Source organism: Luteimonas sp. A501 (genome assembly GCF_054052085.1).
This window is the reverse complement of sequence record NZ_JBSVRI010000006.1, coordinates 96,031-110,880: the sequence shown is the minus strand read 5'-3', so window position 1 is coordinate 110,880 and position 14,850 is coordinate 96,031. Positions and strand designations below refer to the sequence as shown.

At 70.1% G+C, this 14,850-nt stretch carries 6 protein-coding genes; 3 read left to right on the top strand and 3 right to left on the bottom strand.

The genetic code is table 11. From position 1 onward, the window contains the following. On the top strand, positions 1 to 3,561 hold a 3,561-nt coding region (locus ACW7G5_RS14325), incomplete at its 5' end, for a DUF7507 domain-containing protein (protein WP_457005608.1). A 20-nt stretch (positions 3,562 to 3,581) separates the two neighbouring features. Then, positions 3,582 to 7,274 (top strand): hypothetical protein, encoded by a 3,693-nt coding sequence (locus tag ACW7G5_RS14320; protein WP_457005606.1) that lies wholly within the window; start codon positions 3,582 to 3,584, stop codon positions 7,272 to 7,274. 206 nt (positions 7,275 to 7,480) lie between these two features. On the opposite strand, the gene recQ is transcribed toward ACW7G5_RS14320, so the two are convergent. After that, entirely contained in the window at positions 7,481 to 9,319 is a 1,839-nt protein-coding gene (recQ, locus tag ACW7G5_RS14315) for a DNA helicase RecQ (protein WP_457005604.1), read from the bottom strand. 177 nt (positions 9,320 to 9,496) lie between these two features. Further along, on the bottom strand, positions 9,497 to 10,066 hold the full coding sequence (locus ACW7G5_RS14310; RefSeq protein WP_457005602.1) for a Dps family protein: 570 nt from the start codon (positions 10,064 to 10,066) through the stop codon (positions 9,497 to 9,499). 90 nt (positions 10,067 to 10,156) lie between these two features. Between ACW7G5_RS14310 and hrpA the strand changes: the two genes are divergently transcribed. Next, positions 10,157 to 14,347 (top strand): ATP-dependent RNA helicase HrpA, encoded by a 4,191-nt coding sequence (gene hrpA / locus ACW7G5_RS14305; protein WP_457005600.1) that lies wholly within the window; start codon positions 10,157 to 10,159, stop codon positions 14,345 to 14,347. Here hrpA and ACW7G5_RS14300 read toward each other — a convergent pair. Continuing rightward, positions 14,340 to 14,819, bottom strand: coding sequence for a hypothetical protein (locus tag ACW7G5_RS14300; protein ID WP_457005598.1), 480 nt, complete (start codon positions 14,817 to 14,819; stop codon positions 14,340 to 14,342). The genes hrpA and ACW7G5_RS14300 overlap by 8 nt on opposite strands. Positions 14,820 to 14,850: the final 31 nt, after the last annotated feature.

The following is a 14,850-nucleotide window of genomic DNA, read 5'->3' as shown; positions in this document are numbered from 1 at the left end:
AGCGCAACTGCTGATGGCACGCCGCCGTCGACGCCGTCGAACCCGACCCCGCCGCCGGTGACGACACCGCCGAGCCCGGTCGATACGCCGATCGCGCAGGACCCGAGCCTGTCGCTGGTGAAGTCGGTGACGTCTGCCGGCCCGTACACCGAAGGCGACACGATCAGCTACCAGTTCTTGGTGGTGAACACCGGCGACGTGACGCTGACCAACGTGTCGGTCACCGACCCGCTGCCTGGCCTGAGCGCCCTGGCGTATGCCTGGCCTGGTGCCGATGGTGTGTTGCTGGTGGGCGAGAGCGTGACCGCGACGGCGACCTATACGGTCACCGCCGCCGACGTGAATGCCGGCACCGTGCACAACAGCGCAACTGCTGATGGCACGCCGCCGTCGACGCCGTCGAACCCGACCCCGCCGCCGGTGACGACACCGCCGAGCCCGGTCGATACGCCGATCGCGCAGGACCCGAGCCTGTCGCTGGTGAAGTCCGTGACCTCGACGGGTCCGTACACCGAAGGCGACGTCATCAGCTACCAGTTCGTGGTTGAGAACACCGGTGACGTGACGCTGACCAACGTGTCGGTCACCGACCCGCTGCCTGGCCTGAGCGCGATTGCTTACGCCTGGCCTGGTGCCGATGGTGTGTTGCTGGTGGGTCAGAGCGTGACCGCGACGGCGACCTATACGGTCACCGCCGCCGACGTCAACGCCGGCAACGTGCACAACAGCGCGACTGCTGATGGCACGCCGCCGTCGACGCCGTCGAACCCGACTCCGCCGCCGGTGACGACGCCGCCGAGCCCGGTCGATACGCCGATCGCGCAGGACCCGAGCCTGTCGCTGGTGAAGTCCGTGACTTCGACGGGTCCGTACACCGAAGGCGATGTCATCAGCTACCAGTTCCTGGTTGAGAACACCGGTGACGTGACGCTGAGCAACGTGTCGGTCACCGACCCGCTGCCTGGCCTGAGCGCCCTGACGTATGCCTGGCCTGGCGCCGAGGGCGTGCTGCTGGTGGGCGAGAGCGTGACCGCGGCCGCGACCTACGTCGTGACCCAGGCGGACGTGAACGCCGGCTCCGTGCACAACACGGCGACCGCAGCGGGTACGCCGCCTGGTCGTCCGGGCGAGCCCGGTACGCCGATCGTCTCGCCGCCTGGCGAGGCCGTGGTGGAGATCGAGAGCGGAACCGACCTGTCGATCGAGAAGGTCGTGGACAACGCGACCCCCATCATCGGGACCAACGTGGTCTTCACCCTCACGGTGCGCAATGCCGGTCCGGCCGATGCCACCGGCGTGGTCGCCACCGACGCGCTGCCCAGCGGCTACAGCTTCGTGTCCAGTGCCGGTGACGGTGCCTACGACGCGGGCACGGGGCTGTGGACCATCGGCGACCTGGCCAATGGCGGCATCGCGACCCTGTCGATCACCGTGACCGTGAACGCCACGGGCGACTACCGCAACACGGCCAGCGTGGACGGCAACGAGACCGACCCGAATCCGGACAACAACATCGACGAGGAAACGCCGACGCCGATGCCGCGCATCGTGGCGATCGACGATCCGATGGGCACCGTGGACGCGGGCGAGACCACCCGCCCGGTACTCGGCAACGACACCGTGGGTCCCGACCCGGCGACGGTGCCGGAGGTCGTGCTGACTCCAGGTGAGCCATCGCATCCGGGCCTGTCCATGAATCCGGACGGCTCCATCACCATCGCCGTGGATACGCCTACGGGGACCTATACCTACCCGTACACGATCTGCGACGCGGCCAATCCGACCAACTGCGACACCGCGATCGCGACCATCGATGTGGTGGGCAATCCGACGCTGCTGCGCGTGGTGAAGAGCGTCGCGGCCCGCACGGTCAACGTCGGTGACCTGGTGCGCTACACGGTGACCGTGGAGAACATCGGCCTGGTGGACCTGGTCGACGGTGTGCTGGTCGATACGCCGCCGGCGGGCTTCAGCTACGTGGAAGGCTCGATGTCGGTGCGTGATGCCGACGGCGCCTTCACCCTGGCGCCCGGCCCCCATCCGCTTCGGATCGGTGGCCTGGACATCGCCGCGGGTGGGGATGCCACCATCGTCTACCTGCTGCGGGTGGGTGCGGGCGTGCGCCTTGGCGTCCACGTCAACGAGGCGGTGGCCGTGAATGAAAGCGGCAACCCGATCTCCAACGTGGCGACCGCGGAGGTGGTGCTTGACGGCGATCCGCTGCTGGACGACAGCCTGATCTTCGGCACGGTCTTCGACGACCGCGACGGTGACGGCTGGCAGGATCGCGCCGACCTGGGCGGCGTGGCGGTCAGCGGTGGTTTCGCGCCGGGTGCCTACGTGGCCAACTCGACCACGATCGACACCGGCAACGGTCCGAGGCCGCTGGCCGACGCCAGCTCGCCGCTGCTGCACGGCATCCAGGTGGGCGCCATCGCGGCGCGTGCGTCGGAAGCAGATCCGGCGCCGACGACGGTGATCCGCCAGCGCCTGAGCGCGCTGGAGTTCAACGACGGCTTCGTGCTGACCAGCGACCAGGGTGTGACGGTGCGCATGGCGGCGGACGGACAGACCAGCGTCGAGCACAGCGGTGAAGCCGCCCGCGGCCTGAACGCCGCGGCGCCGACGGTCGAGCGCCGCGTGTCCTCGGTCGAAGGCGGTTACGAAGTGGCCTACGTCATCTCCAACCAGGGGATCGACGAGCGCGGTATCCCTGGCGTGCGCATCGCCTCGGTGGAAGGCCTGCTGATCGAAACCGATCAGTACGGTCGTTACCACGTGGCCGACGTGCATGGCGGTGACTGGGGCCGTGGCCGCAACTTCATCCTGAAGGTCGATCCGGCGACGCTGCCGGCGGGGACCGGGTTCACCACGGCCAATCCGCTGGTGCGCCGCGTCACCCCGGGCATCCCGGTGCGCTTCGACTTCGGCGTGAAGCTGCCGGTGCGGGTCCTGCCGGGCGGTCGCGAGCAGGTCTCGCTGGAGCTGGGTGCGGTGCTCTTCGCCCCCGGCAGCGCCGAGGTGCGCGAAGCCTACCTGCCGATGATCGCGCAGGTGGCCGAGCGGATCGAGGCCCATGGCGGTGGCGAGGTGGTGATCAGCGCCGATGGCGACAGCGAGGCCCTGGCCTTCGCCCGCGCCGGTGCGGTGCGCGATGCGCTGCAGCCGCTGGTGTCGGCCGATGCGCAGCAGGGGCTGGAGGTCGTGATGCGCACCCGCGTAGACGATCCGCATGCGCCCCTGGTCGCGGGTGCGACTGCCGGCGGGGCGACGCTCGGGACCGTGTTGTTCGACACCGACAAGTCGGCGATCCGGCCGGAGTTCGACGGCCTGCTCGACGCGGTGGCCGCGCGGCTGGATGCGATGGGTGGCGGCGTGGTGGTGGTCGTCGGCCACACCGACGTTCGCGGCCCGCATGCCTACAACGCGGCGCTTGGCCTGCGCCGGGCGACCTCGGTCTACGAGGCCTTGCACCTGCGCCTGCGGCCCGAGGTCCGCGAGCGGGTGAGAGTGGAGTCCAGCGGTGATCCGGCTGCCCCGACCGGGACGGATGCACGATGAACACGAGCCGGAAAATGAAGATGAAACTGCTTGACCGTGCCCTGCTGGGCATCCTGGCCGGCCTGTCGCCGGTGGCCATGGCGCAGGACGCAGCGCCGGTCGCCGCGCCGACGGAAGTCGTGGACGCGGCGCCGACGGTGTTCGACTGCGATGCCGCCGGCTGCGCCGGCGACGAGGGCCTGCTGTTCCGCCTGCGCACGCGCAGCTACGACGAGCCGGTGACCGACGGGACCGATGGAAAATCGGGCTCGGCCGCGCTGCAGCCCGACCGCCGCGTGTCCCTGGCGATGGAAGAACCGGGGCGCGCCGACATCGCAGGCAACTTCTCGATCCGCCTGCCCGGCGGCGGCGTGATCTGGGCCACGGAAGACCCGAGCCTCGGCCAGCCGGAGCTGTCGGTCTCTGCTCCGACGATGGTGGCCTTCGCCGACGGTCGCATCCAGAAGCCGGTGCGCTTTTTCGCCCGAGGCAACTACACCGACTTCATCGAGCGCTACGAGGTCATGGTGTTCCGCGGCAACGACGCCGACCTGGTCGCGCCGGTCGCGCGCTTCGCGCTGCCGGTGATGGCGGTCGCGCAGGACGAGTGGGACGGCGAGCTGCCGTCGGCCATCCAGTTCCGCGCGGGCGACGAACTGGTCTACGTGCTTCGCGCCTATGATGCGCAGGGCCGCTTCGACGAGACCCATCCGCGCCGGCTGCAGCTGGTGACCCCGGCCGAGGCCGAGCGCGGCCTGCAGCAGGTGCGCAGCAGCGCCGAGCGCAGCCTCGGCACCAGCCTGGGCGCGGAGCAGGCGCAGGACCAGATGCTGGTCGCGGATGTGTTCGCCGGCAACGGCCTGCGCCAGCAGAACATCCCGGTCTATGGTTCGCGCGTGCGCATCCAGGGCCGCAACGTGCCCGAAGGCCAGACGCTGTCGATCAACGGCGAAAGCTATCCGGTGGACATGGAGCGCAAGTTCGTCGCCGAGTACCTGATGCCGATTGGCCAGCACCGGTTCGACATCGCGGTGTCCGAGGGCGGCGCCGGTGCCGAGGCGTCGAGCTATCCGCTCGATGTCGAGGTCAGCGGCCGCTACTTCTTCGGCGTCGCGCTTGCCGACATCACCGTGTACGAAAACCGGGCCAGCGGGCCCGGGCGCGACCTGGCCCTGGCCGGCCGCGACGACGACATCCTCAGCGATGGCCGCCTGGCGTTCTATCTCAAGGGCAAGACGGCCGGCAGGTACCTGGTGACGGCGCAGGCCGACACCCAGAACCGTCCGCTCGGCGACATCTTCGACGGCTTCACCACCGCCGACCCGCAGGACATCTTCCGCCGCCTGGATCCGGACCTGTACTACCCGACCTATGGCGACGACTCCACGACGTATCGTGACGTCGACACCATGGGCCGGTTCTACGTGCGCGTGGACTGGGACAAGAACGAGGCCCTGTGGGGCAACTTCCACACCGGCATCACCGGGACCGAGTACGCGCAGTACTCGCGCGCCCTGTACGGCGCCGGGCTGAAGTGGCGCTCCATGGACAACAACGCTTGGGGCGATGCGAAGACGCAGCTGCGCGCGTTCGGCTCCGAGGCGCAGACCGCTCCGGGACACAGCGAGTTCACCGGTACCGGTGGCAGCCTGTACTACCTGCGCCATACCGACGTGCTGCCCGGCTCGGACCGGGTGGTGCTGGAAGTGCGTGACCGCACCACCGGCCGCGTCGAGCAGCGCATCGAACTGCTGCGCGGCGCCGACTACGAGATCGACGAGCTGCAGGGCCGGCTCCTGCTGACCCGTCCGCTGGCGCAGATCAGCCGCCAGAACATGCCCACCATCACCCGCGACGCGCCGCTGGACGGCTACGAGCAGCGGCTGCTGGTGGACTACGAATGGGTGCCGCAAAGCTTCGACCCGGACGACATCACCGCCGGCGTCCGCGGCAAGCACTGGTTCGGCGACCACGTCGGCGTCGGCCTGACCTGGGTCGACGAGAACCGCGCCGGCGAGGACTACAGCCTGATGGCCGCCGACCTCACCCTGCAGGCCGGCCGCGGCACCTACCTGAAGCTCGAGCACAGCCGGACCGAGGCCAGCAGTGCGCCGGTGTTCTTCTCCGACAACGGCGGCATGAGCTTCGTGCAGACCAACCCGACCGGCCCGCGCGAAGGCGATGCGACCTCGGTCGAGGCGCGCGCCAACTTCATGGAGCTGGGCTGGACGCAGCTCGACTGGAGCGCAGGCGCCTGGTGGCGGCAGGTGGACGCCGGCTACTCGATCTCGCGCTTCGACACCGGCATGGACATCGAGGAACACGGCGCCGAAGTGCTGGGCCAGTTCTCGCCGGACCTGAGCGTGTTCGCCCGCTACAGCAATGCCGAACGCGGTGGCGACGTGCTGCGCCAGGCGCAGGCCAGCCTGGAATGGCGCCCGGGCGAGTACAACGCCCTGACGGCCGAGGTGCGCCGCATCGAGGAGCGCCGGCAGGCGCAGGCGACGGCGGCGGGCATGCTGGGTGCGGTGAAGTACACCCATCGCTTCGGCACCGCGCTGGACCTGTACGGCATCGGCCAGGTGACCCTGGACGACGACGGCGGCCAGTACGAGGACAACGATGCGCTGACCCTGGGTGGCCGCTACAACTTCGCCAACCTGTCCACGGTCGGCGCCGAGGCCACCACCGGCGACCGTGGCGAAGGCGCCAGCGTCGAGGCGGAGTACCGGGTGTCGCCGCTGCAGAGCTTCTACGGCAGCTACACCTATTCCACCGACCGCACGGACTACGACCCGCTGTTCAATCCCGCCGCGCGCAACGGCTGGACGCTGGGGCAGCGCTGGAGGATCTCCAACCAGACCAACATGTTCAACGAGAGCCAGTTCCTCAAGTCGCGCGGCGAGTCCGGCCTGGCCCACACCTTCGGCATGGATTTCTATCCGGTCAAGGGCTGGAACCTCGGCTTCACCCTGACCGACGGCGAGCTGACCAACAGCGAGGGCGGCAACATCGACCGGCGCGCGGTCAGCGTTTTCGGCGGCCACACCTCGCAGCGCACCGACTGGCAGAGCAAGCTGGAATGGCGCGAGGACACCGGCGTGGAGCAGCGCACGCAGTGGGTGAGCACCAACCGCCTGGCGCACCGGATCAACGAGAGCTGGCGGATCGCGGCGCGCTTCAACTATGCCGACACCGACGACGCGATCAATCCGGCCGCCGGCGCGAAGTTCATCGAAGGCAACTTCGGCTTCGCCTACCGGCCGTGGAACGAGAGCCGCTGGGGCCTGTTCGGTCGCTATTCCTACCTGTACGACCTGGCCACGCTGGGCCAGTTGGGCGGCGCGGACTACGACCAGAGGACGCAGGTCCTGTCGCTGGAGGGCGTGTACCGCCTCGGGCACCGCTGGGAAGCGGCGGCCAAGCTGGCGCGTCGCGAAGGCGAGGTGCGCTACGGGCGCGGCACGGGTGACTGGTTCGATTCGGCGACCACCTTCGCGGCCGGCCAGCTGCGCTACGAGCTGACCCACAAGTGGCACGGCCTGGCCGAGTACCGCTGGCTCGACGTGGACGACGGCGGCACCCGCCAGGGCTGGATGCTGGGCGTGGACCGCGACATCGGCCAGAACTTCCGCATCGGTGCCGGCTACAACTTCACCGACTTCAGCGACGACCTGACCGACTTCGACTACGACCACAAGGGCTGGTACATCAACTTCGTCGGCAGCTACTGAGCCCACGCGATTGCAGCCGTGATCCCGGGCCCGCCTGCATGTGGATGCAGGCGGGAGGGAAGGGCAGCGCGGAACACGACGGAGCAGCTCCCGCCGCAAACAACTGGCCTGGCGCTGTCGCCGATCGCGGCTGTAGCCGCTCACACGGGACTGGGGCCAGGATGGCGGTGCGGCCCTCTGCCTTCAGTCGGGAGATGGCCGCTGTGTCATGCCGCCGCTTCGGCCTCGGATACCACGTCCAGCACTTCGTCGCCGTAGCGCTCGATCTTGCCGGCGCCGATGCCGCCGATCAGCGCAAGGTCGCCCGGCGTGCGCGGGCGCAGGCGCGCGATCTCGCGCAGCGTGGCGTCGTGGAAGATCACGTAGGGCGGCACGGCCTGCTCGCGTGCCAGGCGCGTGCGCATCGCGCGCAGGGACTCGAACAGCGGCTGGTCGGCGCGCGCCACCTCCACCACCGGCCGGGCCGCGCGGGCCTCGCCGTCGCGGCCGCGGCCGCGCGCCGGGCGCGGGGCTTCCTTGCGCAGCAGCACTTCGCGGCGGCCCTGCAGGACCTCGCGGCTGTCCGCGGTCAGGCGTAGACCGCCGTAGCCCTCGGTGTCGACCTCGAGCAGGCCTGCGGCCACCAACTGGCGGAAGACCCCGCGCCAGGCGCGCGCGTCGAGGTCGGTGCCGATGCCGTAGGTGCTCAGCGCATCGTGGCCGAACTGCCGCACGCGCTCGGACTCCGAGCCCCTGAGCACATCGATCAGGTGCGCCGCGCCGAAGCGCTGCCCAGTGCGGTAGACGCAGGACAGGGCCTTCTGCGCGGCGACGGTGGCGTCCCAGGTCTCGGGCGGTGACAGGCAGTTGTCGCAGTTGCCGCAGGGCTCGCCGGGTCCCTTCGCCGCGTAGTCCTCGCCGAAGCAGGCCAGCAGCACCTGGCGGCGGCAGCGGGTGGATTCGCAGTAGCCGACCAGCGCGTCGAGCTTGCGGTGCTCCAGGCGCTTTCGCTCGTCGCCGGACTCGGACTGGTCGATCATCTGCCGCAGCAGCACCACGTCGCCCAGGCCGTGGCACATCCAGGCCTCCGCCGGATCGCCGTCGCGACCGGCACGGCCGGTCTCCTGGTAGTAGCCCTCGATCGATTTCGGCAGGTCCATGTGCGCCACGAAGCGCACGTCGGGCTTGTCGATGCCCATGCCGAACGCGATCGTCGCCACCACCACCACGCCGTCCTCGAGCAGGAAGCGGCGCTGGTTGGCGGCGCGCACCGAGGCGTCCAGCCCGGCGTGGTAGGGCAGGGCGTCGACGCCGGCCTCGACCAGCATGGCCGCGGTCTTCTCGACCTTGTTGCGCGACAGGCAGTAGACGATGCCGGCCTCGCCGCGGTGGCCGCCGATGAAGTCCTGCAGCTGGCGGTTGCCGTTGTCCTTGTGGACCACGGTGTAGCGGATGTTGGGGCGGTCGAACGAGCTGGTGAAGCGCCGGGCGCCCTCCAGCTGCAGCCGCTCGGCGATCTCGCGCTGGGTGGGCGGGTCGGCGGTGGCAGTGAGCGCGACCCGCGGTACCTGCGGCCAGCGCTCGTGGAGCACGGTCAGCTCGCGATACTCGCGGCGGAAGTCGTGGCCCCATTGGGAGACGCAGTGCGCCTCGTCGATCGCGAACAGGCCGATCCGGCTGGCGTCGAGCAGTGACATGAAACGCGGAGTGAGCAGGCGCTCCGGCGCGACGTAGAGCAGGTCCAGCGTGCCTTCGCGCAGCTGCCGCTCGATGGCGGCCGCCTCGGCGGCATCGAGCGTGGAGTTGAGGAAGGCGGCGTTGACGCCGAGTTGGCGCAGGGCCTCCACCTGGTCCTGCATCAGCGCGATCAGCGGCGAGATCACGATCGCGGTGCCCTCGCGCAGCAGCGCCGGCACCTGGTAGCACAGCGACTTGCCGCCGCCGGTGGGCATCAGCACCAGGGCATCGCCGCCGCCGGCGACGTGTTCGATGATGGCGGCCTGCTCGCCACGGAAGGCCTCGTGGCCGAAGGTTTCGCGCAGGATCCGGTGTGCAGCGTCTCTCATGCGCCAAGGATACCGGCGATACCCATAGCCGGCCTATCGGGTATCGGCCTTGGTCATGGGTAGGAAGGCTTCGCCACGTGGGGCGCGCCAACGGCGCGGGGATCGGGAGCGTGTTGTGCAGTGCACGGGTTTCGCACCGCGAAACCCGTGGTCGTCAGACGCGCAGCGTATGCGACTTCACTGGAGTAGCGAGCGCAGCATCCAGGCGTTCTTTTCGTGCACCTGCAGGCGCTGGGTGAGCAGGTCGACGGTGGGGTCGTCGCCGGCGTCGTCGGCATGGGACAGCGCCCTGCGCGCGGTGCGGCAGACGGATTCGTTGCCGTCGACCAGCTGGCGCACCATTTCACGCCAATCGGGGGCCTTGGTCAGGCCCGGCTCTTCGGCAATGGTCGAGAGCTTGATGAATTCGGCGTATGACCCCGGGGCGTTGTAGCCCAGGGCGCGGATGCGCTCGGCGGTTTCGTCCAGGGCATTCCACTGCTCGGTGTACTGGTCCATGAACATCGCGTGCAGCGAATTGAACATCGGGCCGGTCACGTTCCAGTGGAAGTTGTGGGTCTTCAGGTACAGCGTGAAGCTGTCGGACAGGAACTGCGCGAGATCCTGCGAGATCGTCTTGCGATCCTTGTCGGCGATCCCGATATCAACGCCTGGTGCCACCGAGCCCGCGGCCGGCGACGCAGCAGGCGATGTCTTGCGCGTGGCACTGCGCTTGGCGGTTTTGGTTTTTTCCTTGGTCTTGGCCATCACTGTGTCCTTGGTTGGTAGCGCGCGACAATGTGCGCGATAGGGAGAGGAAATGAAGCGGCCTGGAACTGCGAATCGTGCATGAATGAAATGGAGTCTAGCCCCCAGGATGCAAGCCCGGCGTCAACGCGCGCGGGGCGAAAGGCCGTGGATGGCGCACTGACGCGCGACCGCGGCCGCCTGCTTGGTTTGTGGCGGCGATGGGAGCAGGCGCGCGGTGACGAAGCCCGTCGAAAGGCGTTCCAGGATGCGCTTGCACGTTCACTGGCGCAGCGCGAGGCGCGTGCCGCGAACCTGCCGCGCGCCGAAGTCGACCCGTCCCTGCCGATTGCCGGCGAGGCCGATCGCATCGTCGAGCTCCTGCGCACCCACCAGGTCGTGGTGGTGGCCGGCGAGACCGGCTCCGGCAAGACCACGCAGCTGCCGAAGCTGTGCCTGGCGGCCGGTCGTGGCGCGGCCGGAATGATCGGCTGCACGCAGCCGCGGCGCATCGCTGCGCGGGCGGTGGCGCGCCGGGTGGCCGAGGAGCTGCAGGTCCCGCTGGGCGGCGCAGTGGGCTACCAGGTCCGCTTCACCGAGAACGTCGGCGAGCAGACCGCGATCAAGTTCATGACCGACGGCATCCTGCTGGCCGAGATCCAGTCCGACCGCTGGCTGTCGCGTTACGACACCCTGATCATCGACGAGGCGCACGAACGCAGCCTCAACATCGACTTCCTGCTGGGCTACCTGAAGCAGTTGCTGGTGCGCCGCCCGGATCTCAAGCTCGTGGTGACCTCGGCGACCATCGACACGGCGCGCTTCGCCGCGCATTTCGGCGATGCACCGGTGGTCGACGTCGAGGGCCGCGGCTATCCGGTGGACTTGCGCTACCTGCCGCTGGACGCCGGCCTGTCTTCGCCGGCCGCGGCGGCGACCGCGAAGCCGCGCGGTGGTGAACGCGACGCCGACGCCGGTTCGCGTGACATGTCGGTCACCGACGGCATCGTCGCCGCCTGCGACGAGATCCTCCGCGGCGGCCAGGGCATGGGCGGCGACGTCCTGGTGTTCCTGCCCGGCGAGCGCGAGATCCGCGACGCGCACCGCGCCCTGGAAGGCCGCAAGTACCGCCACACCGAAGTGCTGCCGCTGTACGCACGGCTGTCGGTGCGCGACCAGGACCGGGTGTTCAACCCCGGTTCGCAGCGGCGCATCGTGCTGGCGACCAACGTCGCCGAGACCTCGCTGACCGTGCCGCGGATCCACTACGTGGTCGATCCGGGCCTGGCGCGCGTGAAGCGCTACAGCCCGCGGCAGAAGCTCGACCGCCTGCACATCGAACCCATCAGCCAGGCCAGCGCAAACCAGCGCGCCGGCCGCTGCGGGCGCATCGCGCCGGGCACCTGTTACCGCCTGTATGACGAGGCGGACTTCGCCGCGCGGCCGCGGTTCACCGACCCCGAGATCCATCGCGCGGCGCTGGCCGGCGTGATCCTGCGGATGCTGTCGCTGGGCCTGGGTGCGATCGAGGATTTCCCGTTCCTGGAGCCGCCCGATGCGCGTGCGATCGCCGACGGCTGGCAGCAGCTCGCCGAGCTCGGCGCGGTGGACGCTGCGCGCAGCCTGACCGCGCAGGGCAAGGTGATGGCCAGGCTGCCGGTGGACGTGAAGCTGGCGCGCATGCTGGTGGCCGCCAACGGGCACCGCTGCCTGCGCGAGATGCTGGTGATCGCCGCCTTCCTCGGCATCCAGGACCCGCGCGAACGCCCGTCCGACCAGCGCGCCGCGGCCGACGCCGCCCACGCCGCCTTCCAGGATCCGAAGTCGGAGTTCGTCGCCATCCTGCGCCTGTGGGAGGCCTATCGGGTGGCCCACGAGGACCTGACCCAGTCGCAGCTGCGCAAGTGGTGCGAGCGCAACTTCCTCGGCTTCCTGCGCATGCGCGAGTGGCGCGAGCTGCATCGCCAGCTGAAGCTGCAGTGCGCGGACCTCGGCTGGCGGGAAGAGGAGCGCGCCGGCGATGCGCTGTTCGCCACCGCTGCCGAAGGAGGAATCGCGCGCGGGAGCGACGCCGCCGCGGCCCCGGCCGGCCGTCGCCGGCGCCGCGGCAAGCACCCGGGGGCGGGGGCAGGTTCACCGCCGCCGCCCGCGGACGCGCCGACCCGGCGGGCACGGGACGCCGATCCCGCGCTGTCCGAAGAGGCCGCCGCGCGGGATCTGTATGTCCGCCTGCACCGTGCGCTGCTGGCCGGGCTGCCGACCCAGGTCGGGCATGCGCCGCCGACAACCGACAAGCGCCGGCAGGTCGCCTACGAAGGCCCGCGCGGGCGTCGTTTCCAGCTGTTTCCCGGCTCGACCCTGGCCTCGCGCCCGCCGCCGTGGATGCTCACCGCGACCCTGCTCGACACCGAGAAGGTGTGGGCGCTGACCAATGCCGCGATCGAGCCCGAATGGGTCGAGGCCGAATTGTCGCACCTGCTCTCGCGCCGCCACTTCGATCCGCGCTGGTCGCGCAAGCAGGGGCGCGTGATCGGCAGCGAACAGGTTGGCCTGTTCGGGCTGGTGCTGGCGGCGGCACGGGCGTTCCACTACGGCGGTCATTACCCGGAGGAGTCGCGCGAGCTGTTCCTGCGCGATGGCCTGGTCGCCGGCGAGATCAACCTGCGTGCCGACTTCGTCGCCCGCAACCGGCGCACGCTTGCACAGGCCGAGGAGGAAGAGGCCAAGCAGCGCCGCACCGGCCTGGTGGTCGACGATGACTGGATGCTGCGCTGGTACCGCGACCGGATGCCAGGTGACGTCATCAGCGCGCAGGCGCTCGACGCCTGGTTCGCGAAGCTGTCGAAAGAACAGCGGCGCGCCCTGCAGTGGACCCGCGACGACCTGCTGGTCGCCGACGGCAGCGATGCCGAGCGCTTCCCGGCGTACTTCGCGATCGGCGACGCGCGCCTGGCCGTGCACTACCGCTTCGAACCCGGAGCCGTTGACGACGGCATGACCGTGGTCGTGCCGCTGCACCTGCTCAACGCCCTGGATGCGCCGCGGCTGGGCTGGCTCGCGCCCGGCTTCGTGCAGGAAAAGGCCACGGCCCTGCTGCGCGGCCTGCCCAAGGCGCTGCGCCGCAACTTCGTGCCGGCGCCGGATTTCGCCCGTGCCTTCGCCGAGGCGCACGGAGCGGCCGATGCCGCCACCGACAGCATCACCGGCGCCCTGGCGCGGTTCCTCAAACGGCTGACGGGCGTCGAGATCGCCGCCACCGATTTCGATGCCGGGGCGCTGGAGCCTTACCTGCGCGCCAACCTGCGGCTGCTCGATGCCGACGGACGTCGCGTGCTCGCGGAATCCCGCGACCTGGACGAGCTGCGTGCGCGTTTCGGCGCGCATGCGGCGGACGCGTTTGCCGCGCATGCCTCGGAAGGGCTTGCGCGCGAGGCGCTGACCACGTTCCCCGCTACCGCCATCCCGCTTTCAGTCCCCGGCGCCGGTGGCGTGCCGGCCTATCCGGCGCTGCACGATGCCGGCGACAGCGCGTCGCTTGAAGTCCATGCCGATCGTGCCGAGGCCGAGCGCCAGCACCCGCGGGGCGTGCGCCGGCTGCTTGCGATCGCCATGGCCGACCCCGTCAAGCAGGCGCGCAAGCAGCTGCCGGCCCAGCCGAAGACCGGCCTGTTGTACGCCGCGATCGAATCCGTCGCGCCGCGTGCGTCGGGCGACGGCCGCCCGGCGGACACGCTGCGTGCGGACCTGGTCGACGGTGCGTTTGCCGCACTGGCCGCGGATGGCCTGGGCGACATCCGCGATCCCGCGGAGTTCGAAGCCCGCAGCACCGAACTCGGCAAGGCCCTGTTCCCGGAGGCCATGCGCCGCCTGCAGCAGGCCGAGAAGATCCTCGCCCTGGTGGCCGAAGTGCGGGCCGCGCTGGACGGAAAGCTCATGGGCTGGGCGCGCGCCAACCTTGACGACATGCAGGCGCAGCTGGCGGCGCTGGTGCCGCCGGGCTTCCTGCGCGACGTGCCTGCGGCAGCGCTCGCCGAATACCCGCGCTATCTCAAGGCGCTGGCAACGCGCGCCGGCCGCGCGCTGAACGATCCGGTGCGCGACCAGCAGCGCATGCTCGAGCTCAAGCCGTTCGCCGATGCGCTGGAACGCGCCCGCGCGGCGGGGGTGGCCGACGCGCCCGGCTGGCAGGCGCTGCGCTGGGACCTGGAAGAACTGCGCGTCCAGCTGTTCGCGCAGGAGCTGGGCGCCAAGGGCGGGGTTTCGCCGAAAAAGCTGGCCGCGCGCCTGGCCGCGCTTACTTGACCCGCACGACCTTGGTACGCGTGTTGTAGCCGTCGACTGCCATGTACCAGGCGTTGCCGACCACGCTTGGCGTGATCCGCACCTTCGGGCTGTCGCGACGGGCGCCGGGCAGCGTGGCGGTGTCGACCTGGCGCCAGACCTGGCCATTGTCGAGGGTGTACTCGCGGCCGCGGCCGAAGCCGCGGAACTCGCCGTTGATCTGGCCGATCACGGGTTCGGTGGAGCCGAAGCTCCGGAAACCGCGGCTCTCGTCCTCGACCCGCTTCTTGGCCGTGGCCGCAGCCTTCTCCGTTTCACCCTCGATGGTGCGGTCGAGCCATGCGTTGAGCCGCGAGAGCTCCTCCGCGCTGAGCTTGTCGAGGCCGGCGGCCGCGAACTCCGCGGGCGTCATCTGCGTTTCGAGACCCTGCTGCGCCACCGCCGGAGCGGCGACGAAGAGCAGGGCGGCAAGGACGAGGCTGCGGAGCGGCATGGCGTCTGTTCCCAAGGGCGAGGTCGGGCTA

What these genes read in the sequence shown, in the direction of transcription:
- ACW7G5_RS14320 (WP_457005606.1), top strand. Translation starts at nt 3,582, where the DNA reads ATGAAACTGCTTGACCGTGCCCTGCTGGGCATCCTGGCCGGCCTGTCG.
- recQ (WP_457005604.1), bottom strand. Translation starts at nt 9,319, where the DNA reads ATGAGAGACGCTGCACACCGGATCCTGCGCGAAACCTTCGGCCACGAG.
- ACW7G5_RS14310 (WP_457005602.1), bottom strand. Translation starts at nt 10,066, where the DNA reads ATGGCCAAGACCAAGGAAAAAACCAAAACCGCCAAGCGCAGTGCCACG.
- hrpA (WP_457005600.1), top strand. Translation starts at nt 10,157, where the DNA reads ATGGAGTCTAGCCCCCAGGATGCAAGCCCGGCGTCAACGCGCGCGGGG.
- ACW7G5_RS14300 (WP_457005598.1), bottom strand. Translation starts at nt 14,819, where the DNA reads ATGCCGCTCCGCAGCCTCGTCCTTGCCGCCCTGCTCTTCGTCGCCGCT.